Origin of the sequence: Kiritimatiella glycovorans (assembly GCF_001017655.1) — a bacterium.
In the GTDB taxonomy this organism is placed as follows: Bacteria; Verrucomicrobiota; Kiritimatiellia; order Kiritimatiellales; family Kiritimatiellaceae; genus Kiritimatiella; species Kiritimatiella glycovorans.
Genome location: NZ_CP010904.1, coordinates 1,058,486 through 1,084,255, shown reverse-complemented (window position 1 = coordinate 1,084,255; position 25,770 = coordinate 1,058,486). Strand labels below are relative to the sequence as shown.

Annotated in this window: 12 protein-coding genes and 1 pseudogene; 3 read left to right on the top strand and 10 right to left on the bottom strand. The window is 60.5% G+C overall.

Annotated features, from left to right (window positions below):
- Nucleotides 1-88: 88 nt before the first annotated feature.
- Both L21SP4_RS04500 and L21SP4_RS04495 read right to left on the bottom strand, forming a co-directional pair.
- Nucleotides 89-3,064: a LamG-like jellyroll fold domain-containing protein gene (locus tag L21SP4_RS04500; protein WP_052881539.1), complete on the bottom strand. Its 2,976-nt coding sequence runs from the start codon at nt 3,062-3,064 to the stop codon at nt 89-91.
- Between the two features lie 296 nt (nt 3,065-3,360).
- A protein-coding gene (locus L21SP4_RS04495; protein WP_096335053.1) for an IS3 family transposase occupies nt 3,361-4,520 on the bottom strand; the annotation gives its coding sequence in 2 pieces (ribosomal slippage) (nt 3,361-4,236 and nt 4,239-4,520; 1,158 coding nt in all).
- A 140-nt stretch (nt 4,521-4,660) separates the two neighbouring features.
- Between L21SP4_RS04495 and L21SP4_RS04485 the strand changes: the two genes are divergently transcribed.
- Nucleotides 4,661-5,986: an IS1380 family transposase gene (locus L21SP4_RS04485; RefSeq protein WP_052881538.1), complete on the top strand. Its 1,326-nt coding sequence runs from the start codon at nt 4,661-4,663 to the stop codon at nt 5,984-5,986.
- Between the two features lie 259 nt (nt 5,987-6,245).
- On the opposite strand, the gene L21SP4_RS04480 is transcribed toward L21SP4_RS04485, so the two are convergent.
- On the bottom strand, nt 6,246-8,516 hold the full coding sequence (locus tag L21SP4_RS04480) for a LamG-like jellyroll fold domain-containing protein (RefSeq protein WP_160300670.1): 2,271 nt from the start codon (nt 8,514-8,516) through the stop codon (nt 6,246-6,248).
- Between the two features lie 245 nt (nt 8,517-8,761).
- On the opposite strand from L21SP4_RS04480, the gene L21SP4_RS04470 reads away from it, so the two are divergent.
- Nucleotides 8,762-9,820 carry an IS30 family transposase gene (locus L21SP4_RS04470; protein WP_052880849.1) on the top strand — a complete coding sequence of 353 codons (1,059 nt, stop codon included), beginning with the start codon at nt 8,762-8,764 and terminating at the stop codon, nt 9,818-9,820.
- Between the two features lie 151 nt (nt 9,821-9,971).
- Here L21SP4_RS04470 and L21SP4_RS04465 read toward each other — a convergent pair whose 3' ends face one another.
- Together L21SP4_RS04465 and L21SP4_RS04460 are read right to left on the bottom strand one after the other, a co-directional pair.
- Nucleotides 9,972-10,175 carry a hypothetical protein gene (locus L21SP4_RS04465; RefSeq protein WP_052881535.1) on the bottom strand — a complete coding sequence of 68 codons (204 nt, stop codon included), beginning with the start codon at nt 10,173-10,175 and terminating at the stop codon, nt 9,972-9,974.
- A 122-nt stretch (nt 10,176-10,297) separates the two neighbouring features.
- A pseudogene (locus tag L21SP4_RS04460) lies at nt 10,298-11,230 on the bottom strand (IS1634 family transposase); the annotation flags it as partial.
- Between the two features lie 93 nt (nt 11,231-11,323).
- On the opposite strand from L21SP4_RS04460, the gene L21SP4_RS04455 reads away from it, so the two are divergent.
- Entirely contained in the window at nt 11,324-12,556 is a 1,233-nt protein-coding gene (locus L21SP4_RS04455) for an IS4 family transposase (protein WP_052881533.1), read from the top strand.
- A gap of 639 nt (nt 12,557-13,195) precedes the next feature.
- On the opposite strand, the gene L21SP4_RS04450 is transcribed toward L21SP4_RS04455, so the two are convergent.
- The 5 genes from L21SP4_RS04450 to L21SP4_RS04430 all read right to left on the bottom strand — a co-directional run bounded on the left by L21SP4_RS04450 (nt 13,196) and on the right by L21SP4_RS04430 (nt 25,713).
- Nucleotides 13,196-16,189 (bottom strand): glycosyl hydrolase, encoded by a 2,994-nt coding sequence (locus L21SP4_RS04450; protein WP_052881532.1) that lies wholly within the window; start codon nt 16,187-16,189, stop codon nt 13,196-13,198.
- Between the two features lie 13 nt (nt 16,190-16,202).
- The gene (locus L21SP4_RS04445; RefSeq protein WP_052881531.1) at nt 16,203-17,348 is read right to left on the bottom strand and encodes a right-handed parallel beta-helix repeat-containing protein; all 1,146 of its coding nucleotides are present in this window, start codon (nt 17,346-17,348) and stop codon (nt 16,203-16,205) included.
- Nucleotides 17,349-17,402: 54 nt separating this feature from the next.
- Entirely contained in the window at nt 17,403-20,726 is a 3,324-nt protein-coding gene (locus tag L21SP4_RS04440; RefSeq protein WP_144413751.1) for an autotransporter-associated beta strand repeat-containing protein, read from the bottom strand.
- 81 nt (nt 20,727-20,807) lie between these two features.
- On the bottom strand, nt 20,808-22,874 hold the full coding sequence (locus L21SP4_RS04435; RefSeq protein ID WP_052881529.1) for an arylsulfatase: 2,067 nt from the start codon (nt 22,872-22,874) through the stop codon (nt 20,808-20,810).
- Between the two features lie 250 nt (nt 22,875-23,124).
- The gene (locus L21SP4_RS04430) at nt 23,125-25,713 is read right to left on the bottom strand and encodes a family 78 glycoside hydrolase catalytic domain (RefSeq protein ID WP_160300668.1); all 2,589 of its coding nucleotides are present in this window, start codon (nt 25,711-25,713) and stop codon (nt 23,125-23,127) included.
- Between the last annotated feature and the right edge of the window lie 57 nt (nt 25,714-25,770).

Below are 25,770 nucleotides of genomic sequence, written 5' to 3'. Positions count from 1 at the left end.
AATCATCCATGCACAGCGGGCATAAATAGTCCCGGTAAAGCGTTCCTCTCCGGTTTGAGAAATCCGGGTTATTCTTTCTTCGAGTTACCTACTCAACCAGCGGGCGTACCCTGACGCCTTCAAAACGGACGTCGCCGCCTTCGGCAAACAGGTAGATGCGGTCACTGCCGGGGTTCCAGTAACGCTGGATCAAGGTGCGGCGGCCGCCGATTTCGACGTCGACGATGTCGCGGCGGCAGACGATGTCGATGGTCAGGGCCGCATCAAGCTTGCCGAGGCGGTGACGCTGGTCCTCCGCGGCATTGGCGTTTTCCCGGTTTCCGTCCACGGCAAACAGGCCGACGGTGGCGCGAGCGGGCTCGACGCGCAGTTCCAGACCGCGCGAGTTGTCCGGGCTGGATCGCAGGCCGACGCCGAAACCGGTCGTATTCTCATCGGGCACAGCCTGGAAGGTGATGCGCACGTCCCTCGGAATGCCGGTGAGCGGAATTGCGTGAAACCCGTTCGCGCCGTTTGCGGTGACCGTATCCCCCGCAATCGCACCGGCTGAATCCGAGGCCGTCACCAACGGCAATTCCTCACCGGTGCGGGGAATCATCTCGGGCACGAAACGGGCGCCGAGTGTTCCGTCCTCTTCCTGGAGCAGTTCGCGGAACACGATGTCGCCGCCCCAGCCGCGGTGCGTCATCATCCCGGCGGCGATCATTCTGCCGTCGCGGAATGGGGCCGCTTTTGGAATCTTGAGCGCGTCGAGGATAAAGGTGTCGGCGGGCTGCCATGGCCCGGTGAACTCCCGCGATTGCCAGACGTTGTTCCCGGCGAGCATGTAATGCCAGTCGCCCCAGCGGAAAATCTGCGAACAGGTCAGGCGGAAGCGGCTCGGGATCACCGCCACCGGTTCATCCAGCGGCGTCCAGTTCATGAGGTCGTCGGAAACCAATCCGCGCACCTGGCGGGCATCGCTTGAGGCGAGCAGGAAAGACTCGTCGCCGGAAAGGTGCAGCCGGCCATCCGCCACCCGGGCGTCGCCCGCGAGAAACGAAGATGCAAACGTCCCCACCCGGTCGGTGGGATTTTCTTGTTCGAAATCCCACCAGGCCAGCGGCGTCTCGGCGGAGGGTTCGTTCGGCTTTAACGCCGCAATCTGCTCCCGGGAAAGCGCGCTTGCGTAAACCCTTGCGTCCTCGATCGAGCCGCGGAAATAAGAGTTTGCCGGGCCGTCGGACACGCGCGTGCCGATGCTGATGGCGTAGCGTGAAAAGGCGGCAGGCTCGTTTACCTCGTGTTGCGCGTAGGGCCGGCCGTTTCGATAGAGGACCACCTGGTTGCCGCGATACACGGCGGCCATCTGGACCAACTCGTGAGGGTTCACGGCCTCTTCCGGCCACCCGGCCTGATCGCGGGCGGTCCGCAGGAGCCGATCGCTGCCGGCCATCCAGCGCCGCGATCGCACTTCGCCAAAGACGAGACTGTCAAACTGCCCCTCATGTTCCACGGTGACCAGACCGCCGCCGCGCTGGTCGAGATCAGCCAGGGTGACCCAGGCGACCAGCGTTTTGTCACGGAGCGTCGGCAGGGGCTTCCCTCGGAGCAGGTCGGCATCGTAGGTCATGCAATAGCGTCCGTCCGGGTATTCGTAAATATCGGGAGCCCCGGGCCAACCCGGCACTTCCGGATAAGGACTTTGGTCATGCTTGGTGAAGGTAATGCCGTCGTCGCTCCGGAAACACTGCAATCCGCCGAACTTGCGGTCGGGGTCCCAGCTGGGCAGATGATTGTAAAAGAAGATCTCGCCATCATGGATCGCAGTGTCGCCGGTGCCGACCCACCTCATCCATTGTTCGCTGATGGGAATCATGATGGGGTGATGCTGCCAGTGGACCAGATCGCGGCTGGAGGCATGGTGAAGCTCGAGGCCGCCGTGACCGCTGTCCCACTTGCGCGCCATGTTGCCGCGCAGCACCAGGTAGAGCAGGTGCCATGTGCCATCGTGATAGTAGGGCATGCAATCGCCCGGCTTCAGATTGTGGCCGCGGGGACGGAAATACTGCAGCCGCTCGGTGCGCACCGGGCCGAGCATCTCTTCCGCGCGCTGCACGACGTGTGACTTGCCGCCACACAGCGCCAGGATCTCGTCGTCGCTGAGGGAGCGGTCCCATACCGCCAGGTGCGAAAGCTGCCCGTCGAACCCTTTGACGACTTCCTCTCCGACTGCCGCCGCGCCGATCAGGAACGGAGCCTCGCTCGGCCGCATCTTGCCGATCGGATATTCTACGTCGACGAGCACGCCATCGACAAACAGCTCGAGCTTCGGACCGGTAAAACGCACCACGATGTCATGCCAGTCCTTCGGTCCCATCCAGGCCACGGGAAAGGTCACCCGCATCACGCCGTTTCGGGCATCCTCGAGCAGGTGATCCGTCTCCACGCCCGCCTTCTTCTTGGCGTTCGTCTGACGATTGAGGTAATACTCCGGCGCGCGCGGCAGGCCGATCACGAACTCGATCATCGATTTGTGTCCGTCGATATAATCGACGCCGTCTTCCTCGGAAAACAACATCGCCGCTATCGACGGCAGCCGGGCTCCGCCCGAATTGATGTTCTCCTGTGGCTTCTTCCTGCCATCCACCGCATGCAAAAAGAAACTCACCTTCTCGTCGCTGCCGTAGCTGCCGAGAATCGGATAGTCCCATTTCCCTTCGGGATCGCGCAGGCGAACGTAAAGCGAGAAGGTCTCATGCTCGCGATTGACATCCGCCGATGGCGCCACCCGGATTGAGCCCTCCGCCAGATCCAGTGCCGTCCCCGCACCACCACGAGCGCGCGCCCGAACCGTCGCGTCCTCCGTCAGGCTGACGCCCATCTCCACACCGCTCGCATCCGCGATGGCCGGGGATGTGGCAGCTGCATTCTCCCCGGCACAATTCAAGCGGAAGACCGCGTCTTCGAGAACCACAGCCGGCGCGATTTTCTCCGGCTCCCGATCCATCGAGGGGATCGTGTAGTCCACCACCTCCGCCCAGAGCCCTGAAATGCTAACATTCATCCCCGCCACAATCATCATGGCGGCCAGTCGTCTTGTTGTTTTCATCATTCGTTATTACTCCTTCTTGCTAGGAAATTGCTTTTAATCCTGAATCCGTGAGTTAATTTTTGCAAAAAAATAGTTACCTGTTGAGCGGGAAAGCGGTGGTCCCGATAGCGGAGCCAGTTTTTTCGAACTTTAAGTCAGCATCAGGGCTCCCGCTTCCTGCGAGTGTTCTGCCACAACTCCGGCGAGTTGTCCATAGCCTGCGGCCGTCGAGAATGGGTCATTGAACTCGTCGGAGACGGTCGCATGGCTGTGGGCAACTCGCCTCTTCATGCCGCTCTCCATTTCGACTCCGCCTCGATTCCGAAGTACGCCTCATCGGGCGTTCGATCCCCGATCGATGAATGCGGACGTTCGGTATTGTAGCGCTCCAGCCACGCCCCCACGCCGCGCCCGGTTTCCCGGGGCGTTTCATAGCTTTTCAGATAAACATCCTCATACTTCAGGCTCCACCACAGCCGCTCGATGAACACATTGTCCACCCAGCGGCCCGTCCCATCCATGCTGATTTTTAAGCCCTCGTGCTGTTTCATCTCCCTGATCCAATCCGTCGACGTGAACTGCGAGCCCTGATCGGTATTCATGATCTCCGGCGCCCGTCCGGCCGTGGCCACCGCCGATCGAAAGGCCCGCAGGCAGAACGCGGTATCCATCGTGGTGCTCAGTTCCCACCCGAGCACTTTCCGGCTGTACCAGTCCATGACGGCCACCAGGTAGCAATACCCTCGCGGCATCGGGATATAGGTGATATCGGCGCACCAGACCTGATTCGGCCGCGTAACATCCACTCCACGCAGCAAATACGGATAGATGCGATGCCCCTTGCCCGGTGCGCTGGTCCGCGGCCGCGGGCGGAGAGCCGAGATATGCGCGAGCCTCATCAGCCGGCGAAGCCGCTTTCGCCCCACGTTCAGCCCCTGTTCGCGCTTGAGTAATCGGCGCAGCCCCCGCGTCCCGAACGTCGGGAAACGCAGATGAAGTTCGTCGAGCATCCTCATAATCCGTAAGTCCGTGATCGTCGCCCTGGGCTCCGGCGGCGTCAACCGGTTCCGGTTGACGCCCAGCAGAGCACATTGGCGCCGCAGCGAGAGTTGAGCATCAGAAGGATCCACCAGAGCCTTCCTCACGGATCGATCCCCAACTCGACGCATTTTTTTTCCATCCACTCCTTCTCAATCACCAGCTGACCTACTTTTCGCTCCAGCCGCTCGCAGTTCTTTTCCAGCCCGCGCTTTTCTAGGTCCGGCGCGTTCTTGCGCTCAAAGAGATCGGCTGCGCCCTCTGTGAGCTCCGTCTTCCATCGAGTCACCATGGTCGGATGCACGTTGTTTTCCGCCGCGATCTCCGCCACGGTCTTGATGCCGCGCAACGCTTCCATCGCGATACGCGCCTTGAACTGCGCGCTGTGATTTCGTCTCGGCTTCTTCATCGGTTCTCCTTTCGGTCTCCTTTTTACCGGGAGAACCCGATGCTGTCTATCCGCCCCTCACTGGCTCCGTTTTCCGGGACCACCGCTGAACGACTAACATAGTCGCACTACTTGAAACCCCGTTAACCCAACAGGTGAAAATGATTAAACCGTTCAAACTCCGCAAAAGCAAGGCCGAGCTCAACTCAACTGCCGGAAATCATCTCTGCGGCATGATCCTTGGAAACCTTCCGCAAAGTCACTTGCCCGAGAACTTCCAGCCCCGCCGTTCGAATGCCATCGCCGACCGTGATATCCTTCTGACCCAGATTGGCCTGCACTGCAATGCACGAACGGATTTCAATGATATCGACCTCTATCGCAACGACACGGTGTTCAAAAATGCATTCGGCCTTAAGACCATTGCTTCCGAGCCGGTGTTTCGCACCCGCTTTGACGATCTGCCCGGCGAGCGCACCCATGCCGCCCTGCGCACGCTCAACCTTGGATTGCTGCACAACCGCAGTTTCGGCCGCGTAGATGCAGACGGCCTCGAACTCGTTCCGGTCGATATGGATGTCAGTCCGTTCGATAACTCCGGCTCATCCAAGCAGGGTGTTTCATTCACATACAAAAAGCATGATGGCTTTGCGCCGACGTTCGCCTATATCGGAACCGAAGGATACATGCTCGACTGTGAACTTCGTCCCGGCAAACAGCACTGTCAATCCGGTACGCCCGAAGCGATTAAGCGTGCAGCGCAAATGCTCCGTCATCTTGGTCTGGAAGGGCAATGCCTGTTCCGCCTCGACAGCGGCAACGACGCAGAAGACAACTTCGACCCGTTCGGGAAAAACCAATTCATCGTCAAGCGCAACCTGCGCAAAGAGAGCCTGGAGCAATGGCTCGCACTCGCCCGGCGCGTGGGCGAAAAGCTCGAAACCCGCGAAGGGAAGAACGTTTACACCGGCTTTGTCCACCATCTGCATCCCGGCGGGAATGAAGATCGTCCCTGTGTGCCTGTCGCCTTCAAGGTGACCGAACGGCTTGTCGATCACGACGGATTCGAGCTGCTCATCCCGGAAATCGAAGTCGAAACCTACTGGACGAATCTACCTTGTGCAGCGACAACAGTCATCGACCTCTACCACGACCACGGCACCAGTGAACAGTTCCATTCCGAACTTAAAAGCGACCTCGACGTCGAGCGGCTGCCGTCCGGAAAACTTTGCGCGAACCGCATCATCCTGCTCTGTGCCATGGTTGCGTTCAACCTGTTGCGTACGCTCGGGCAGGAAATGCTTCGTCATAAACACCTCGCGCCGCAAAAGATCAAGGTGCAACGCTGGCGGATGAAAACGATCCTTCAGAATCTGATCTACTGCGCCTGCCGGATCGTCCGGCACGCCGGACAGACCATACTCGACTTCGGGCGACACAGCCCCTGGTTCGATGTGCTCAACGCAGTGGCCGCATCCTTCGCATAAGCGCTGCGCCAAACCACTCCTGCCAACCGCAAACGCGGAGGGGGTCGTGTGCCTCGGTGCCGCAATCTGTGCCCGAAAAGAGGGTGTTTTACGCGATGCTCGAAAAAGATCAGCAAAGAAGCACTGTCCATTCAAGCGAAACCAAGGAGCTGCACCACGCCTCGAAACGTCTCAGCCGCCGAAAAGCCGAATAATCGGCTATCCAACGGATTCAGGGTGTATTTATGGATTTACGGAGTGACCCTATTGAAAGCCTTATTCATTTCACCCAGCAGGAGCCCATCTCCCAGAGGTCGAGGGATTCGAGTTCGGCGGTGCCGCCAATCTTTTCGAAGCGGGCGGTCACTTCGCCGGGTGCCTCGTTGTGCCATTTGAAGCCGAAGAATCGGCCCGCGACATAGACCTCGGTGAAGAGGCCGTCGAGGAAGACGCGGATTTCCTTGTCCGCGTCGTCAAAAGCGACAGGGACGAAATCGCGGTTGCGGATGAAGGCGGGAGATCCCGCCGAAGGGGCGAGCCGCACGCCTTTGCCGTCTTCATAGACAATCCGCACCTCATCCTTGCCGCCCTTGCTGAGCACCAGTGTCACGGACTCGCCCTCGCCGTTCCACTTGGCGACAAGATCGAGCCATGCCGGGCCGGTGAGGGTTTCGGATTTGCCATCGTTAAGTCCGCTCGTAGAGCGGTGCGAATCGGGCTTGCGCAGTTCCGCATATTCCGGAAGCGGGAAGAGGCCGACCGAGCCGTCGGACAGGAGTTTGACCTCCTGCGAAAGCGAATAGCTGCTGCCGTTCCAGCCGCGCCGCATCGACTCGCGCACCCCGTATTTCCGCGAGTAGGCGTTGAACCAAAGCCACTGGTTGGCTACGTGGCGACCCTTCGCGTCAACCACGGTCCAGACTGTGGGGGGGAGGGTTTTTCGTTCTGCCGGACTTTCATAATTGAAGCGAAACAGCCCATTGCGCTCTCCGAGCGGCACATCCGGCACAAACCTGCCGTCCCGCATCGTTCCGATGAGGTAGCCGGCATCGAGATCGATCCGGTGACAGCCGGTCATCACCAGCTTGTCTTCGATCGGGAAGATGTGCAGCGCCTCGGTGCCGTAGCCTTCATTGCTGCCGCTGTAGAAGAGCCCGACGTATTCCCAGTCGAGCAGGTTATCGGAGCGGTAGAGGTGGATGTCCGAGCGTTTCTCGGGGTCTCCATGGAAACTCTTGCAAGCGGCGACCATGTAATAGGCACCGTCTTGCTCGAAGATATCGCAGTCCTGCCCGACCCATCCCTCCGGCTCATAAACGTTCAAAGGCGAGCGCTCGTGCTGGCTCCACTTGAGCAGGTCGTCGTCCTCGGCTCGAATGACGTTCATCTTTCGGTCGAGCGAAAAGCGCTGGAAGTCCGGCCCAGCCCAGCCGAGCAGGCCGAGCACCTCGCCGGTCTTCTTTTCCTCGTAGAGCGTGCCGTTGAGCGAGGGCAGTTTCCAGATCTGTTCCACCGTTTTCCAGCGCACGCCGTCGTCGCTGACCAGATGTCCGAAGGCCCAGTTATCCCAGATCGGGAAGGAGTTCCAGTAACCGAAACCGAAATAAGGCACCAGGTGGGTCTTGCCCTTGGCATGGATCGTCATGTGGTTGTAGGTATCGGTGACAAAGGTCGGATGGAAACGCGGGTAGAACGGCTCGTTTGCAATCAGCTCGCGCTGCATGCGCAGGCACTGTTGGTCGATCCACTCCTTGCGCTTTTCATAGCTCCAGTCGTTGGGGAACAGTCCGAGCTGGTTCCATCCGAACGGGCGGTCGTAGTTGCCCTGAAACACCCCGCCGCTGAGTTCCTTGATCTCGTCGTCGGAGAGCGCGCGATCCCATGCCCTAAAACCGTCAATCTCGCCCGGGAACGGCAGCCGCCCGTCCGCTTCGCCGCCCACCGCTGTCCAGGAGCGGTCCGCGTAAACGGTCCTCGGAAACATGGTGTTCGCCTGGACCCTCGGACTGGCGGCCACGTTTTTCTTCGCCCGCACCACGCCGTCGATGAAGATTTCGATGAAGTTGCCCTGCGTCCGCACGATGATGTCGTGCCAGCCCTTCTCGTTGATCGGCTCGATCTCCGGCCAGAGCGGCACGCCGATGTAGCCGCGCCGCGAGTTCCCCGCAATCTGTCTGCTGGTCATGCCGGTGACATCGCCCTTGGGCATGTCGATGAAGAAATAAAGCATGCGGAAGCTGTCGCGGTTGATCGGCTGGCAGCCCAGCAGCGCGCCCATGTGCAGGCGGTTTTCCAAACTGCGCCAGGAAAACATGATCCCGTCGCCGAAGCGGTCGCCGTCCGGCTTGACCCGCGTGTGCAGCGTGAAATCGGCCCTAAACAGCTCCCGCCAGTCCGGCACGCCATCAGTTAGCTCCAGCACGGCACCCGGCTTCAGGCGCTCTCCGCCAAGCTCCAGCTTTGGAGTGGTCTCAGCGGCATTGACAGTTGTCATCATCCCCGCCGCAACGAGCGCGGCGGCCAGCAGGTTTCTCTTCGTTGTTTTGATCACGTTCTTTTTGTTTGATAGGAAATCGCTTTTCAGGCGATCGGGGCACTCGCCCCAAGAGGTCGTTCTGGAGAGCGGTTTCATGGCGTTAGATGTAGTGGAAGCCAGGATTTTTGTCAAGGTTGGGCGCCCGCCTCTCCGGGTGAGAAGTGTAATGTGAAATGCCGCAGGTATAGGAGAGAGCGTTCCATGCCGTGGTTCGCTATCCTTTGTGGTCTTACAACAGGACAACAGAGGAAGGAGACGGCATGGAACAGAATCAGAATAGCAGGAAGGGCAAGCACTTGACGAGGGTGGAGCGCATGGTGATTGAGCGGATGTCCCGTGGGGGGATCCCCCCACGGGACATCGCGGCCGCCTTGGAGCGTCACCCGCGTACGATCCAGCGTGAGCTCAAGCGCGGGACGGTGACCCACCGGGACTCGGAGTGGCGGGAATACCGGACCTACAGCAGCGATCGCGGCCAGGACCTCCATGATTACCACGCCACCGCAAGGGGGCCCGGTCTGAGGCTGGGCCGCAACTATGCGCTGGCCGAATTCATCCGTTGCCGCATTGTGGAACATAAGGAATCGCCCGATGTAGTCGCCTTTCGGATGCGTCAGGCCGGTCTGGAGGAGGTGGTGTGCACCAAGACGATCTATAACTACATCGATAAAGGCGTCATTTTCGGGCTCAGCAACGAGTCACTGTGGGAGAAGCGTAAGCGAGCCAAGCGGCGCAAACGCGGCGCTCGGCGGTTGGCGAAGCGGATTTCCAAAGGCAAAAGCATCGACCAGCGTCCCGAAGGAGCCGAGACGCGCGAGGAGTTCGGACACTGGGAGATGGACCTGGTGACCGGCCCCACGCGCGGGTCCAATGCCGCCCTATTGACCCTGGTGGAACGCAGACATCGGATCACGATCATTCGCAAGCTGCCTGATAAGAGCCAAGCCAGCGTGCTCAAAGTTCTCAGAGGGCTCGAGCGTGAACACGGCTCCCGCTGCTTCCGTCAGATCTTCAAGACCATCACGGTCGACAACGGCAGCGAGTTCCTGGACTTCGAAGCCTTAGAAGCCTCTTCCTTCTCGAAGCAACAGCGAACCCAGATCTTCTACGCCCACCCATACTCATCCTGGGAACGCGGATCGAACGAGAACGGCAACAGGATGATCAGACGGTTCGTGGCCAAGGGCCGGGATATCGCGCGCTTTACCAAGCAGAAAATCCGCGACATCGAGCTATGGATCAATAACTACCCGCGCCGGATCCTCGACTTCATGACCCCTCACGAACTCTTCACGAACGAACTCAAAACGATCTCATAAATGAAACAAGACCACTACATGCGGCATTTGGGTTTACAACCTACCGCCCGCCTCTCCGGGGCATGCCCCGGAGAGGCGGGCGCGCCGTCATCTGCGGCCCGCTCGGCGAGCGAGCCCTACCTTTTAAACAAAGTTCCCCTGTCGCGAAGGCTCATGCATCCGCGCAAAGGTCGTAATCCATCACAGGCTCCCTGCTGTAATCGGGGAAGGGATCGCCGGGGAACAATTCCACCGTCCCCTCTCCGTCCGGCGGGGCGCGGGCGGGATGGAAAGGCACAGGCTCTTCCCACAGGCCGAGATGCCGCAGAATGCGCTCAATGACCTCACGCTCATCGATAAGAGAAACAATGCGCATCTCGCGCGAGCAGGTCGGACAAATCAGCGGATCGGCCTCCCAGACTTTCTTAACCCATCTTAATCTGTTTTATGGATAAACTGCGGAGTTTGCTCGATTTTGGAGCGAAGGTCGGCCCCACATCAGCTCAGTTGGGACTGCTCGATTTTGGGTGGAGGCTGATCGGGCTGGGTTAAGTTGAGTTGGGTGAGCAGCAGTTGAAGTTCCCGTTCGGGATAGGTGTAGCGCGGCATGATGAGGGTGCGACCGTCTGTGGTCGGGAAGTGGACGTCGATCATTTGCTGGGCTTTGAATTTTTCGAGGATGGCGCGCGGGGTCAGTCCCGGGGCCTTGAGTCGGGCTTTATGTTTGAGGGTGACGTGCAGGCTGTAGGCAATGAAGCTGACGAAGATGTGTGCGTCGATCCGGGTTTCTTTCCGGTGGTAGATGGGGCGAACAGATAGGTCATGCTTGAGTTCTTTGAAGGCCTGTTCGATTTCGGTCAATACGATATAGCGCTTCCAGAGTTCGTCGGCATTTGTATCGGAGAGGTTGGTGCGCAGAAGATAGGTTCCTTCACTTTTGCGGGCGCGTTTGAGTTTCTTGCGGTTTAAGGTGAAGTTAAAGGTTTCTGAGGTGACGGGCTGATGGGGGCCGGGCAGCTGGATGTCGACAAGCCGCCAGGCGTTTCCGGCATCGCGTTTGGCACTGCCGAGTTTGATGAGCAAATCGTCGCGCTTGAGCTTTTCCATCGATCGAATGGTATGCAGGCGTTTCCACAGCCATTTGAGTTTGCGCTGTCGCATGGAGCGTTCTTTTTGCTGGCGGCCTTTGCTGCGGGTGAGAACGTAGAGGTCGCCGTCGTCATGGGCCAGCTTGACTTCGACTTGAGATTGCACGGCTTTCCAGTCGCATTCGAGGAACTGCTTTTCGAGTTTTGTAAGTCGACCGCGCGGTGTTCCAACGAGATATTCTGCATTCTCTTCTCTCATCGTTTTGATAGCATCTTCAGTCGGGATACCTCGATCCATGATCCACAGCCGATTTATTTTTCCATACTGTTTTTCAATTTTCTTTCACTAGCATCCCACTCACGAGGGACGGAAATTGTAATGGCTGACTGACTGGCTACAATCTTCTTCAGTGTCTAACCCAAAGGAGATTGCGTGATGCCAGCCAGTCGAGCCGGGAGTAAGCGTGCCATTTTTCGTCAGGTCTGTGAACTCATTCCGCCGCACCTTGTGCCGAAACTTGCGCGCAAGCATCGGATCAAGTCGAGGGGCATCACGCCCTGGAGCCATCTGGTGAGCATGCTCTATGCGCAGTTCACCCACGCGATCGGTCTGAACGACGTGGTGGACGCGCTGCGCGCCCATCGGGCGCCGATGGCCGGTATCCGTGGCGCCAAGCCGCCGAGCCGCAACGGGCTCTCGCACGCGAACAGGACCCGCGATCCGAAAATGGCCGAGGAGCTTTTCTGGTCGGTGCTCGAGTACTTCGAGAGGTTGCGACCGGGGTTCGGCGGCGTGAAGTTCCGCCGACTGCCGCGCCGCTTTAAACGGACGGTGTATGCCCTGGACTCCACGACGATCAAGCTGTTCGCCAACTGCATGGACTGGGCGAAGCATCGGCGGCGCAAGGCGGCCGCGAAGCTGCACCTGCGGCTGAACCTGGAGAGCTTCCTGCCGGCCTTCGCGATTGTCGACTCGGCCAGGGGGCACGACAGCACCAAGGCGCACGAGTTGTGCGCAGGCCTCAAGGCAGGCGAAATCGCCGTGTTTGACATGGCCTACATCGACTATACGCATCTGTTCAGACTGGCCGAGCGGGGTGTCTTCCGGGTGAGCCGCGTGAGAGAAAGCATGAACTTGCGCTGCATGAAGCGGCTGGTGAAGAAGCCCGCGGGGCGCATCCTGCGTGACGATCTCGTGCTCGTTCAGAATCCCGGTAAGCGAAAGGACTATCCGAAGCGCATGCGCCGGATCGTGGCCCGCATCGAGATCAACGGCGAGGATCGGATAATGACCTTCTTTACGAACAACTTCGAGTGGGCGGCCTCGAGCATCTGTGATCTGTACAAGGCGCGATGGAACATCGAAACCTTCTTCAAACAGATCAAGCAGACGCTGCACCTGAGCGACTTCCTCGGGCATAACCGCAAGGCGATTGAGTGGCCGCTCTGGACGGCGCTGCTGATGTACGTGCTGCTCCGCTTTCTGCATACCTGCAGCGATTGGGCGCACAGCTTTACGCGGTTGTTTACCTGCCTGCGCGCGGTTCTGTGGCAACGGCTTCATCTGCTCGCCTATTTGAAATCCTATGGGACAGCACAGGGCAGCTTCCGGATGCAATGGGCCCCGCAACAAGCCTATTTGCCCGGATTAGGGTTGTCCCCTCTCTGAGATGTGGGACAGCATAGGACGCATTTCAAAACAGGAGAATCCTTGATCGCGAAAAATATCAAATGAAACATAGCTCAGAGAAAAAGTGCGACCCTTGCAGCGCAAGGGGTTACGTAAGCTCTGTGCCCCGATATAGGGTCTTGTGGGATGCTACTGTTTTTGTGTCATCATTTTCATTTTCTCCTGATCGGTTTTCCGGGCCGCAAAACAGCGAGCCTCTCTGCTCCATTTTTTTCGGATCGCGAATCTACGCAAATCGCGCGATTTTTTTTGACCACCGGATCATCTGGATTCTTTTCTCTTAATCGGGTTCATCCTGCTATCCCGTCCAACTGTTTTTCCGAGCCACCTGCCCGCTTACCGCTTCCCTCGCTTCGCTTCCTCCTTCGCCAAGGCTACGGCGGACAAGCCCGGGTAAGCGGTCGCTACACCCTGGGTCTTGTGTAGCGCACGTTTAGCCCGACAGGGCAAACGTGAACCCTGCTCTTCCAAAAATCATTCTGTCGCCAAATGATTCTGTCATGCCCTCCCCCGCCTTTGCTTCGCGTCTTTGCGTGAGACAATCCCCGCTGTGTGATTCGCGATCCAGGCCATACTCTCTTTGTTATTCGCGATCTGCATTCCTCCATTGATTCGTTGCTATTTCCCTGCCACGGGCTTGGTTGTTTCAAGCCGCACCGGCCCCATCAGGCCGGAGGGGAGGCGTACCTTGCTCTGCCTGACGCGTTCGCGCTGAAGACGCGCCCAGCCCCGGTAGTCCAGATTGCGGGTTTGGCCATAGTGCGCGTGCAGGTCTGCCGGAATCGGTTTGGGTTCCTCCAGTCCGATAACATGGTTCCACAGCACATTGGCCACCACGACGGTCAGTTCGTTCACTCCGGGCTTCACCAGCTCCGAAACATCGACGCGATACGGCGGCATCCAGGCCTTCCCGGCCTCTTTTCCGTTGACGATGACGGTGGCGACGTCGCCGACTTCGCCGAGGTCGAGAATGATCGGGAACTTGACCTCGGGAACCCGGAATTCAGTCCGGTAGGTCGCGGTGCCGGAGAAATGTTCGAGCACGGGGAGAGTGGCCAGATCGGTCAATGCGGGCAGTTCCATTTCGGTCTCCAGTCCGCCCTGGCCATCGACTGAAAGCTGCCAGGGACCGCTGATTTCCATCAGGGGCTCGACATCAGGTCGCGGCTCGGCGGGCACCTCTTCGGGAGAACAGAGGATGAACCGGGATTCCCACGGCTCGAGGTCCACGGAGACGACCAGCCGTCCGTCTTCGGCAAAGCGGTAGCCGTCCACACCACCGATTTCCCCGGTCATGGCATCCCAGGTCTGCGGGAATTTGCCCTGGGTCTTCAGCGTGATTTCGGTTTGGCGCGGAGCGGGTTGGAGGTTGACGATGAACCAGCAGTCCACATCGCCGATGACGGTGCGGCGGAAGGTCAGGCCGTCGCTCTGCGCCTTGTCGGCCATTTCGAAATCGGGGGTCAGGCGCGCCTTGAGCGCGGTGATGAACCTTTCGTAGGCCGGGCTGAGCGGCGGGGTCGGGACGGGATCCCAGGCCCCGGCCACGCCCGCCCATTTGGTGAGGTATTCAAATCCGTCGCAGTCAGGCATGAACCAGGTCGTGCCCCGGCCGACGGCTTTCTCACCACCGCCGGTGGCAAAGAGCCGCCCGAGCATCCCGGCCAGCCGGGTGTCACGCGCCTCATGGTCGATCAACCCGCCGGAGGTTTCCGGGAGGGTATCGAGTGCGAAGACAGTTCCGCCCGCCTGCACGAACTGCCCGATCTTTTCGAGCGTCTCGGGCGCGAGACAGAGCACGCGCGGGAGGATGAGCACGGCATAGTCGTAGCCGTTGATGACGATTTTGCCGTCCCGGATTTCGGCGTGGTTGAGCAGCAGGTCGTCGTTGGCGAAATCGAAGTCGTAGCCGTTGGCCACCAGCGTCTTGGGCAGGTGTCCGAAGGGCAGGTCGCGCACCTCCCGGGCGGGATGCTTGAAGCGTTCCGACCACGTGCTCGGATAGGGCGCATAGACCAGCACGTCGGCCTCGGCCCGGCCCTGGCGCGAAAGGAAGCAGGCACGCGCCTGGTAGTCGGCCAGCCCGCGGTACCACGGCCACCAGGGGCTGACGTGGCTGATGCGGTTGCCCCAGAGCAGGTCACGCGACGGGGCGATCTCCTTTTCCGGCGTGTAGAAATAGCCGTGGTTGTAGAACTGGGTGACGCCGTCGCGCAGGAAGAGGTCCGAGCCGCGTTTGATCTGATCCATCGAGGTGCGGTATTGATGGTTGATGAAGGTGAAGGCCTCGCACGAGACCCACTTCTTCCGATCCGACGGATAGAGCCACGCGCCGCTGGTGGTCAGCTTGTGCCAGAAGGTGGGTTCGAAACTGGTCTTGGTATTCTCGGTTTCCGGGCGCTGGAACACGCCGGAGGCCGCGATGATGTCGGTCGTGAAGCGGTAGTGCGGCTGCTGGCGCATGTCGACCCCGGCCTCGGCGCACCAGTCCGCCAGTCCGGCCACAATCCCCTCCATCCCGGCCTCGTGAAGAAATTGCCCGATGTCATGGCGGACATAGGGCGTCTCGGGCGCGCCGTCGTAGAGTGCCAGCGGGAGATAGGGGCGTAGGTCGTAGCCCTTTTCCCGCTCGAAACGGTCGAACAGTCCGTGGGTCCAGAAGGCAATCCCGTGGGCGACCTCGTAGCTGTCGCCAAACATGGAATCCACCGTCTGCCCGAAGTCGGCTCCGAATGCCTGGCGGTATTTCCCGCCCATGTAGCCGGCGTGGTTCTGTGCCGCCTCGTAGCTGAGGTGGTCGATGAGCCATGAGCGCGGCTCGTAATTTTCCCCCGCACACTTCTGGCCGGTCTTGCAGTTCCAGAATGCGAGCAGATGCCATTTTCCGGGCGGCAGTTCCGCCTCGATCGTCATCTGCGGATCGCGCGTCCAGGCCCGGTCGCCCGTTACCTGATCGGTCAAATCGAACCGCCGCGACGGATCGGGCGTGCCGTCGGCTCCGAGCGCCACAGCCACCAGTGCCTCGAACCGCTTGGGCATGATTTTCCCGTAGCCGTCCTTCGGCAGCGGAAGCTCCATGGCCAGCGCACCGCCCTCCACATCCACTTCGGAATAGACCAGCCCCATCGCCTTTTCATCCTCCGGGGTGTTCGAGCTGCCATGCCCCCAGCCCGGGTTCAGCGGCGGGGTGACTTCCATCCCCAGGCGGCGGCATTCATCCACCGTATACTTGACCATCTCGATAAACTCCGGCGAGTCGAACGGGATATTCCCCTCCTGGTAAACATTGCCGTAGGACATGATCTCGACGCCGCCGAGACCCTTCTCCTTCATCTGTTCGAGATGCCAGGTGATGCCTTCCTTCGTCACGGCGTTGCCCGGCCACCACCAGCGGGTATGCGGACGATAAGTCGCCGGCGGGTTGTTCCAGCCCTCTTTAAGCGCGGCCAATGTTTCAGCCACCGACTGTGCGCCGTCAATTTTTGCCATCAACGCCTGGTTGCGCTCATGCTCGGTGTTGATCTCTGCGACCGGTTCCGGCGAAAAAGCGGAACCCGCGACCAGCACCACCGCAACGCTGAAAATTCCCTTTGTCGTTTTTCGTGTCTTCATGGTTCTTCTCCTCCTATTGGCTCAGGATGTTCTGTGCATCGGGATGGATATACAAAGCCGAAGCGAATGGACCCGAGAGCGTATTGTCAATGATGACGACGTACTTGGTGACGTCGTCGAGCACTGACACGTTTTTGCGGCCGGCATCGAGATTGCCTTCGAAGGTGTTATCCGTGACGAAGCCCATGGTGACAATCTCTATGGTGACATCCTTGAGGGGATGGGTTTCGGACAATCGGCGAAAGGTGTTTCCCGATATATGGAGGATGCGCCGCCCCTTGACCTCAACCCCTGCATCGCGCGCCCGGATGTCGGAGTCGTTGATCCACAACGTCTCTTCTTTGCCGCCGCTTCCGTTGTCGTGGAAATATCGTACTCCGACCCGGCAGTAGTCCGCCGTACAGTCGCGCACCGCACCATCCTCCGGGTTTTCTGCCGAGTCGTATAGGTAGGCGACGCGGGCACCGACCACCGAACAGCGCTCGATCACCGGTGCGTAGCAATCGGTCACGTCGATCCCGACCTCGGGCAGGAAATTGGGCGAGCTGTCGCTCATGTCCGCAGCGGTGGAATGGACCACGCTGCAATTCTCGATCAGCGGCCGGTAGAGTCCGCCGATGACGATCCCGCGGTTGAAGTATTCCGCGCCGCCATTTCCCCGGATCTCAAGTTTGCGCAGCGTGACGACCCGTTTTTCCTGCACCCCCCCCTGGGGACAGGTCACCTCAAGCGCGGTGCCCGCCGCTTCGCGGAGGGCGGTGATGGACAGATCGCGGATATTTACCTGCGGGTAGCGGGTGCTGTGAGTCAGTTGAAAGAGGCCGTCCGGGTTGTCCACCTGAAGCTCTGTCTCGCCGAGGGGATCGCCCTGAATGGTCAGCCGCCAATCGCGGGCCTCCACTGAAACACGCTCATTGAACAGAAAACGGCCCGGAGGAACATGGAGTGTACCGCCGCCCGTGCTGTTCAGGTAATCGAGCGCGTCCTGGAAGGCCGGCGCATCGTCGATGCCGTCGTTCGCGACCGCACCGAAATCGGCAACCACATCGACTTCGGTACGCGCATGGGCACTGAGGACGGCCCCAAGCAGCAGGCAGACAACTGCGCGGGTTCGGCGGAGTCCGCGGCTCCGGAAATATTGGCCCGATCTTGTCGTCATGCTTCGATCCTTCTTCTTGTTCTGTCTATGGCTCATATTGCCTGTTTGATCGTTTTACCACTGCGGTTCCGGGGGATAGAGGTTCTGCGTTTCATCCACGTCCGACACGCCGGCATCCATGTCCACGGTGACGGTATTCCCCGTTCCGTTCCAGTAGTGGCCGTTAAAAACGTTGCCCTGAATCAGCACTCCCTGCGTGGAACCGATCAGGTCGATCTGAACGCGATTGAGAGCGAAGGGCTGGTTAAACGCGCAGCTCAGAATCGAGACGTCGGTGCTATCCGTGATCACGATATCCTTGAACGTATCCGGATTGGGGATCTCGTTTTGCACATAGGAGGCCAGTTCCAGCACTGAGAGGCGGTCGGCTCTGATGATCTTCAGGTTTCGTACAAAGGTGTTGATATGGCAGTGGAGCACATCCACCGTGCAGATCGCGTCCGCAGGCGCCGCGACCCGCATGCCCGTGTGGTTCTGGACGGCATTGCTGCGATCGAAAACCACGGCCCCGCGGTATCGGCTCAGCCAGAAGCCGTACTGGTTGTTCTTCGAGTAGCAGTTCACGAAGGCGGCCCCGTCGCCATCCGACAAATCGAATCCGTATTCGGCGAGCTTCCAGTCCCCGTCCCACTCCGAGCCCCGCACCCCGCGGATAAACACATCGTCGAAGCGGGCGTTTTGCAGGAAAGCACCCCGGACATGAACCTGGAAGTAATCGACCAGCGAATCCGTCGGCTGAAAATCGACCGACCGCATCTCGAGGGTGCTCAGGTCCGGATCGGTCGGCAGCGCCGGATTGTCAACCTCCAGAGCCGTGCCCGCATTGCCGCCGTTATTCGGCGCGAAAGTCAGGTCCTGAATGGCCAATGCGCTCGCGGCGTAAGAATTGTTGAACCACCAGACCCCGTCGCTATTGTTGCCGCGCAAAACGGATACGCCCTTGCCATGACCCCGGATCTCGATCGCCGCGCCCCCAAGGTCAATTACCCTCCTCGATGCAAAATCGTAATTGCCCGGCGGGACACGCAGGGTGCCGCCGCCCCGGGAGATGATATCGTTCAGGGACGCTTCAAACGCGGCCGCGTCGTCTTGCCCGTCGTCGGGAACAGCGCCGTAGGCAGTTACGTCGATATCCATCTCGACGTGGTATAGCAGCGCGTCGGGCGCCAGCTCGAACCAGAGCCTGCGGTCGCCGATGCGCACCGAGTTTTCGCGGCCGACGGTCTGGATGTTCTGCGTATCGATATTCCCGGTGATCAACGGATAGGTGCCGGGTGCCGGATCGGGATCGAGGCCGTCGATATCGCGCACCGTAAAGCCGCCGAAACTGAAGGCGTCGGCCGAGAGCGTGGCGTCGGCCCGGAAGCGGGCACCTTCGGCGAGATAAACCGCCCCTCCGAGAGTTCCGCTCCCGCCCAGCACGGCACCCGACGCGACGTGCACGTCACCGGTGGCACCGCTGGAATCTCCATCCACCAGCAGGGTCCCGCCATTGACTGTTGTGCTCCCGGTATGGGTGTTGTCGGCCGAGAGGATGAGGGTTCCGCTGCCGGTGACCGTCAGCGAACCTCCGCTGCTGCTGTAGGGGATCGGGAAATCAACCGTCCAGGTGCCGGTATCGAGCTGAAGATCCTGCCCGGGCGCGGCGAAGTCGGTCAGGTTGTCCACCGCCCGGATGCGGAAGAACCCGGGTTGAGTCACGGGGATGGAAAACCGTCGGCGGACATAGTCGCCGGGACGGAGAACCCCGCTCTGGTCGGGATCGTCCTCGATTGCTGCGGAGAGCTCCGCATCCACTTCCAGCGCGTCCATGACAAGGTTGGTTGAACTCAAAACCTTATACTCGGCAGCGTCGGACCCTGATCGCAATCCCACAAAGCGCACGACCGCCTCATCGCCTTCCACTGCAATCCGGGGAGGCACCGGGAGGCCATCGGCGGAGGGAGCGCCCCCAAAGAAATAGCGGGCCAGATTGCTGTGACCGGTTCCATGGGGGTCGGCGGAAGCCAGCGTGTCCGGGCCGCTGAGCGAAGGATCCTGGCCGAGCCAGAAGGCATAGCGCACGTCCGGTCCCGCATCACGGATGATGGACACTTCGCCATGGGAGGCAAAACGGGAGGTATCCCATGCCAGCCCGGGTTCCGTCAGTGCGGGCAGCTCCAGAACCGGCGTCCCGCTGATCGCGCCGGAAACGAGATCAAACGTGTCGCCGGCGGCGGGACTGTAGCCCGGATCGAGCGATACGGTGACTTGCCCGTTGAGTTCCACTCCGCCCGATGCCGCCAGCCGATCGAAGCAGGTCGGGTCGTCGATGCGGAAGACCACCTCGGAACGGCTATCGCTCGTCAACCCGCCGGAAATGGACAGGGTTCCGGGCAGCGCACCGCCCGGTCGGAGGGTTCCTTCGAGCACCACGTCCCCGCCGATCAGGCCGAGGCCTGCCAGCGTGGCCGCACGGGCCACCGTCACCGTACCCGTGGCGGCACGGTTGTCGCCATCGATCCGCAAGGTCCCGTCATTGACCATGGTGCCGCCGAGATAGCGGTTGGTCCCCATCAGCGTCCAGACGCCGCGGCCGTCCTTGAGCACCGTGATTTGGCCGGCAGGGTCCGTTCCGTCGTCGATGATACCGGAATAGACCCCGCTTCCCGACCCGCCCAGCGCGAAGGTGTAGCCGGCCGAATCCCAAGCCTGGGAAAGAGTGCCGGAAAATTCGAGTGTGCCTGAGCCGTTCTGGTCGATGCGATGGGTCTGGCCTGCGCCGCTCGAAAAACGGATACCACGGGTCGTCCTCTCCCCGCTGCCGGTGTATTGCAGCGTGGCGCTTCGATAGCCCGTCCCCATCCAGATATCATCCGTTCCGTTGCCGTCGAGCTCATGGATCGAAACCACGTCGCGCTGTACCCACAGCCTTCCGGTAAATGAATTGGTGCCGGCAAGGGTCAGCGTGCCGCCTGAATTTCCCTTGCTCAGCCCGCCCTCCCCGCTGAGGTTGCCGCTGATGATGATGTCGCCCGCGGTGGTGGTGACCGTTCGGGTCGCGCCCAGCGCCATATCAAGATCAATGGTCTGTGGGGTCGTGCTGTTGTTCACGATGTTTCCACCCAGCGCAATCGAATTTCCCCTAAGGGTGAAGGCCCCCGCCCCAGCGGCAAAATCGATGCCCGCGAAGGCCGTTCCAGCAACGAAGTCGTTGTGATTGGTAACGTTGGCCCCGGAAAACTGAAGGGAATCGTCGGCCTCCGGCGCGATGCCGCCAACCCAGTTTCCGCCGACGGTCCAGGCTCCGCCGGAGTCGCCGTCCCAGACAACCTGGCCCTGGGCCACGCCCGCCAGCAGGCAGACCCCTGCGCAGACTGCCCTTCGAAAAGTCTTCAACGTCTGCACCCCACAGACGGATTTCGCCCGCTCTATCCCCGATCCATTCTTATCCACAATAATTCCTCATGTTTTGGATTCCTATTCCGATCCCTTCAGCACTACGGCGGGGGTGCCCCCGTTATCGCTGAGCCAGCCTTTCTGAAAACCCCGGGCATCCCAGAGGTACAGGCGCAGCTCGGCGGCCTGCGGGCAGGCGGACAAATCGGCTTCGATCCGGTTGTGCTCGCCGCGCGTCAGATCAAACTCGGCGACGTTGACTGCAAAGCCGTCCGCGTTCGAACGAAGGGCCGCCTTTTGCGGCCCGGCTTTGGAGGAATAGATGTTCACGTCCAGCCCGGAGAGCCTTTTTCCGGACGGCACCATAATCTGGATGTAGCGCTCCGGGTCGAGCCGGCTGCCGTTCATGTGGCTGTAGGCAAACCGGTCGGTCGGGCCGTAGTCGGCACGGAAGCGGGATTCGTCGAGCTGGATGACCGCGCCGTTGGCTTCCCACTGCGGGGTTCCCTTAAACCCTTCGGACACAGCGGTGCTATGCCATTCAGCCAGCACCCCGGAGGCAGGCATGCCCCCGCTCCGCTTCGAGGCACCGAACGGTTCCAGATGCTGCGGCTCGAGCGGAACGCGCTGGTGTTCTTTCCATGCCCGCCGCTCGTTGTTGGGGAATTCGCGGTCGTGGGCCTCCCACATCTCCTGCAACCGTTTCGCAAGCTCGGGATACTGCTTTGAAAGGTCGGTCGTTTCGGTGCCGTCTTTTTCCAGGTCGTAGAGTGCCCAGGGCCGGTTGTAGTCGGAAACCAGCTTCCATTTGCCGTCGATGACCGCCTTGTTGTTGAGCATTTCGAAGTAGAGCGGCGGTCGCTCAAAATCCGAAGCCGTTTTTTTGAACAGCGAAGCAAACGAGACGCCGTCAGGCGGCGGGACGGCCTTGCCGTTGAACGTCGTCGGGTAGTCCGCCCCGGCCAGTTCGGCGAAGGTGGGCATGATGTCGATGATGTGCAGCCGCTGGTCGCGGATGCCGCCGGGATCGGCGATTCCCTTCGGCCAGTGGGCAACCATGGCGGTACGGGTGCCGCCGTGGGACTGCGCGACCTTGTAGTGCTTGAATGGCGTGTTGCAGGTGTTGGCCCAGCCGACACCAATGAACCACAGGCTGCCCGGCTCGCCGCAGACGCCGCGGCGGCGCGTCTCCATCCCGGTGGCACCGTTGTCGCTGAGAATCACAATCAGCGTATTGTCGAGCTCGCCCTGCTGTTTGAGTCGGTCGAGGATGCGCCCGAAGTTTTTATCCGCCTCCTGGATCATGGCGGCATGGATGGCCATGCGGCGCGCCTCGAAGGCCTGCTCTTCAGGCGGCATCGCCTCCCACTCCGGAATGCTCTCCGGGCGCGGCGTCAGCTTCCAATCCCTGGGAATCAGCCCCTGTTCGCGCAGGTGCTCAAACCGGCGACGACGGATTTCGTCCCAACCGGCCTCATAAGTCGGCACGTTTTCCTCGATCGTTTCCTCCGGCGCCATGATCGGCCAGTGCGGCGCGGAGATGGCATAGTACATGAAAAACGGCTGTTCCGGATTCTTTGCCTGATGGTCGTCGAGAAATTCGAGCGCCTGGTCGGCCAGCAGGCGGGTCAGGTAATAATCCTGCGGCACCTTGAACGGCTTGCCGTCCTTGTGGAACCCGGCATTGCCGGTCAGATCGGCACGGAAATAGTCGGGGCAGCCCAGAATCCAGCCGAACGTGCGGTCGAAGCCGCGCTCGTAGGGGTTGCCCGCCACATGCCACTTGCCGAGTGCCATGGTGTGGTAGCCTGCGGTCCGCAGCACCTCGCCGAGCGTGACGCCGGTTTCAATACCTTTTTCGTAGCCGATTCCCGCCTGCTTGTGGAAGAGGCCCGAGAGCAGCGCCGCGCGCGAGGGTTCGCACTTGCTGGCATTGTAGAAGTTGCTGAAACGCAGGCCGCCCTCCGCCAGCCGGTCGATGTTTGGCGTATGCGTATCGCCGCCGAAACAACCGAGATCCGAAAACCCCATGTCGTCGAACAGCATCAGCAGAATGTTGGGCCGCCTTTCCGCCGCCGCTGAACCCCCGCTTAAAATCACCACCGTCGCGAACGCGGCGATCCATTGTTTTGTTTTGTGTAGAATCATCTTAATCTTCTCCTTATCGGTTTTCCGGGCCGCAAATCGGCTTGTTTTCCTGGCAACGTCTATTAACCTCAAAATTCACAAAAGACACAGAATGAATAGATTACAATTCATTATCAGGAGTCGTACATTTTGTGGTTTTTGCGCATTTGTGGTTTCAAATTCGGTTGCGGAGCGTCCGCGCTGTGTGATTCGCGATCCAATCCATTCTCTCTTTCTTATTCGCGATCTGCATTTTTCCGTTCATCAGCAATTACTCTCCCATGTCCATCTTCACGCGATGGATTCCTGCTGGGAGGGATGTCCTTTCACCACTGGGCGCGATGGCGGTGGCCCGGGTGCCGGCCGGGACGGTGATCTCCAGATGCAGTGCGCCGCCCTTCTTTTCCCAGCGGACGGGAATGTCGCCAGCAGGTGACGGCACAACGCCTTCCGCCCATTCGAGGTCGCCGAGCTGCGGGCGAACTTCAAATTCGGCGAAGCCAGGTTTCGTTGGCCGGACGCCGAGGACGTTGGTGAGCATGTGGTAGGCCGGGGATCCGGCTCCGTTCTGGGCAAGGCTGCGGTAGCGCGTTTCCCAGCTATTGGCACCGCAGCTCCAGGTCCAGTTTTCGCAGAAGGTGTCGATCCCCATGCGCAGGAAGCGCGAATAACGATCACGCATCAGCTCGAGCGCGGCCTGGTCCTCGCCGATGGCGAAGAGCGCTTCGGGCGGCCAGAACATGAAGGGCGCGCCGGATTGGCTGATCTCGCCGATGCGTTCGGGATCGCTGAGCGCAGTCAGGATGCGCTCACGACGCCCTTCGCCGCCGAGACCATGCATCAGCGCCAGCAGGTTGGCGTGTTCGGAGTGCGAGGAACAGAGGTAGCCGTTGCGTGCGCCGTCCAGGTAGAGCCCGGCCTCTTCGTCCCAGAAATCCTCGTAGACCGCGCGGCCGACGCGTTCGGCATTGTCGCGCCATTTCCGCGCCTGGTCGGTCTCACCAAAGCCCTCGGCCACATCGGCCGCCTTCTTGAGCAGCGAGCAGTAAAGCAGGTTGACGGGCACCGATAGAAAGTTCTTCTCATCGTAGGGAACCGATCGGCCCGGCATATAGAGCGTGGACCAATCGACCCACACTTGCGCTCCGGTGGCCTGCCGCAGCAGACCGCGCTCGTCCTGCTCTCCCTCATAGTGGTCTAGCAGACGCGTGACGACCGGCCAGAAGGTTTTTCGGTAGAGCTCCGAGTCGTTGCACCAGAAAGCGTATTCAGTCATCCAGTAGCCCGTCCGGTAGGAGTGGGCGGAGAATGCCCCCGGCACGCCGCTGAATGCGCTCATGGGCAGTTGCCCCTGTTCGTCCTGTCTGCGGGCGAAAAGCGTCATGTAATTGCGCAGGATCGGCACGTCACCATACACTGGCAAGCAGGAGCCGACGGATCCCTCGCAGATGTCTCCGCCCCAGATCGTCTTTTCACGGATGGTGTTGTCCATGAAGGCGTCGTAGCTGGCCGCCCGCACGGTATTGCCCGACATCTTGAAGAAGCGCTCGAGCAGCGGATCGGAGGAACGGAATGCGCCGCGCTGTTTCCAGGGCACGCCCGAGGCAACCGCCTCGACGCCGTGCAATTTGAGCGGACCGTCAAGCCGCCGGAAGGTGAGCTGGAGGTAGCGGAAACTCTGGTAGTTGAAGCTCTCCCAGTCCAGCCGCCCGTTGAGGTAGAGCCGATGGGCGTTGAGCTGGTTGGGTTTTCCTTCGCCATCCGCTCCTTTGGTGCGGCAGTAGAGGATGGTGGGCACGCGCCCGTCGATCAGCATCTGGCCCCAGGCAATATCAACCACTGCGCCGGCGGGCGCTTCGACGTCGAGCGAGATAAAGGCGTTCCGGATCGTTCCGAAGTCGAGGATGATCGTGGGATCGCGCAACTCGGGAACGTCGTCATGGTTGTCCCAGTAGGTGTAGAACGAGCGCAGGTCGTTGTAGGGATACTGCGGATACGCCACGGCCGGGCCGCCCGAACCGTCCAGCAGGCTTTCCGCATTTTCGATGCGCGTATGCCTGGAAGGACGCGGAATTTCCGTGGCCATCTGGATGCCCGCCGAAAGCCCGGTCTGGCCGAGAAACTGCGTCACCTCGCCGACGAATTCGATCTTTTCCGGGCGCAGGGTCGCGCGGACATAGTGCGGAATGAGCGACGGCTCGAGCACGACGTTCTTGTCCGGTCCCACCACCGGTTTCTGGATCCCCGCTCCCATCAGGTTGGCCGCCGACCAGCGGCTGTCGTTGAATGGGGTGCTCATCCAGCCCGCCGGTTCGAAACGCGCGTTGAAGACCTCGGTCGGATGATGCCCCGCCGTGTAGGCACCGGAGTCCACCCAGGGCGCGACGGCCAGCTTCCAGCTCTCATCGGTGACGAGCGTCTGGACGATCATTCCGGAGCCGTCCCTCATCTCCAGCTGGGCGATGACGCCTTCATAGCCTCCCGCCGTTTCGTAGGCCACGGCCAGCACGTTGTCGCCCGGCTGAAGGAGCGAAGCCACCTCATAGCTGTCGTAAAAATAGCGCGGGTTGACGTTGCGCGCCGGGCCGTTGCCGACAAAGGAGCCGTTGACATAGAGCTTGTAGGAACGGCTGGCGGAAATGTGAAGGACCGCCGAGGCGGGCGCGGCCTCGAGTTCGAACGCGCGGCGCAGGTAGACGAACGGTTCGTCAAAGCCCTGCTCCGCCGAACGCCCGATCCAGTTCGCACCCCACTCCCCGCAGCGATGCGGGGTTTCATAGCTGTCGGCAAAGCCGACGGAGCTGGCCATTAACACCGCCGCGAAGGCAGCGAGCCATCGTTTTGTTTTTTGTATCTTCATTTTCTCCTGATCGGTTTTCCGGGCCGCAAAGCTGCGGCCCTCTCTGTTCAACTCGCT

Bases quoted from the DNA above. Each gene is read 5' to 3' on its own strand.
- L21SP4_RS04500 (WP_052881539.1), bottom strand. From the start codon at position 3,064: ATGATGATTGTGGCGGGGATGAATGTTAGCATTTCAGGGCTCTGGGCG.
- L21SP4_RS04485 (WP_052881538.1), top strand. From the start codon at position 4,661: ATGATTAAACCGTTCAAACTCCGCAAAAGCAAGGCCGAGCTCAACTCA.
- L21SP4_RS04470 (WP_052880849.1), top strand. From the start codon at position 8,762: ATGGAACAGAATCAGAATAGCAGGAAGGGCAAGCACTTGACGAGGGTG.
- L21SP4_RS04465 (WP_052881535.1), bottom strand. From the start codon at position 10,175: ATGCGCATTGTTTCTCTTATCGATGAGCGTGAGGTCATTGAGCGCATT.
- L21SP4_RS04455 (WP_052881533.1), top strand. From the start codon at position 11,324: ATGCCAGCCAGTCGAGCCGGGAGTAAGCGTGCCATTTTTCGTCAGGTC.
- L21SP4_RS04450 (WP_052881532.1), bottom strand. From the start codon at position 16,189: ATGAAGACACGAAAAACGACAAAGGGAATTTTCAGCGTTGCGGTGGTG.
- L21SP4_RS04445 (WP_052881531.1), bottom strand. From the start codon at position 17,348: ATGACGACAAGATCGGGCCAATATTTCCGGAGCCGCGGACTCCGCCGA.
- L21SP4_RS04435 (WP_052881529.1), bottom strand. From the start codon at position 22,874: ATGATTCTACACAAAACAAAACAATGGATCGCCGCGTTCGCGACGGTG.
- L21SP4_RS04430 (WP_160300668.1), bottom strand. From the start codon at position 25,713: ATGAAGATACAAAAAACAAAACGATGGCTCGCTGCCTTCGCGGCGGTG.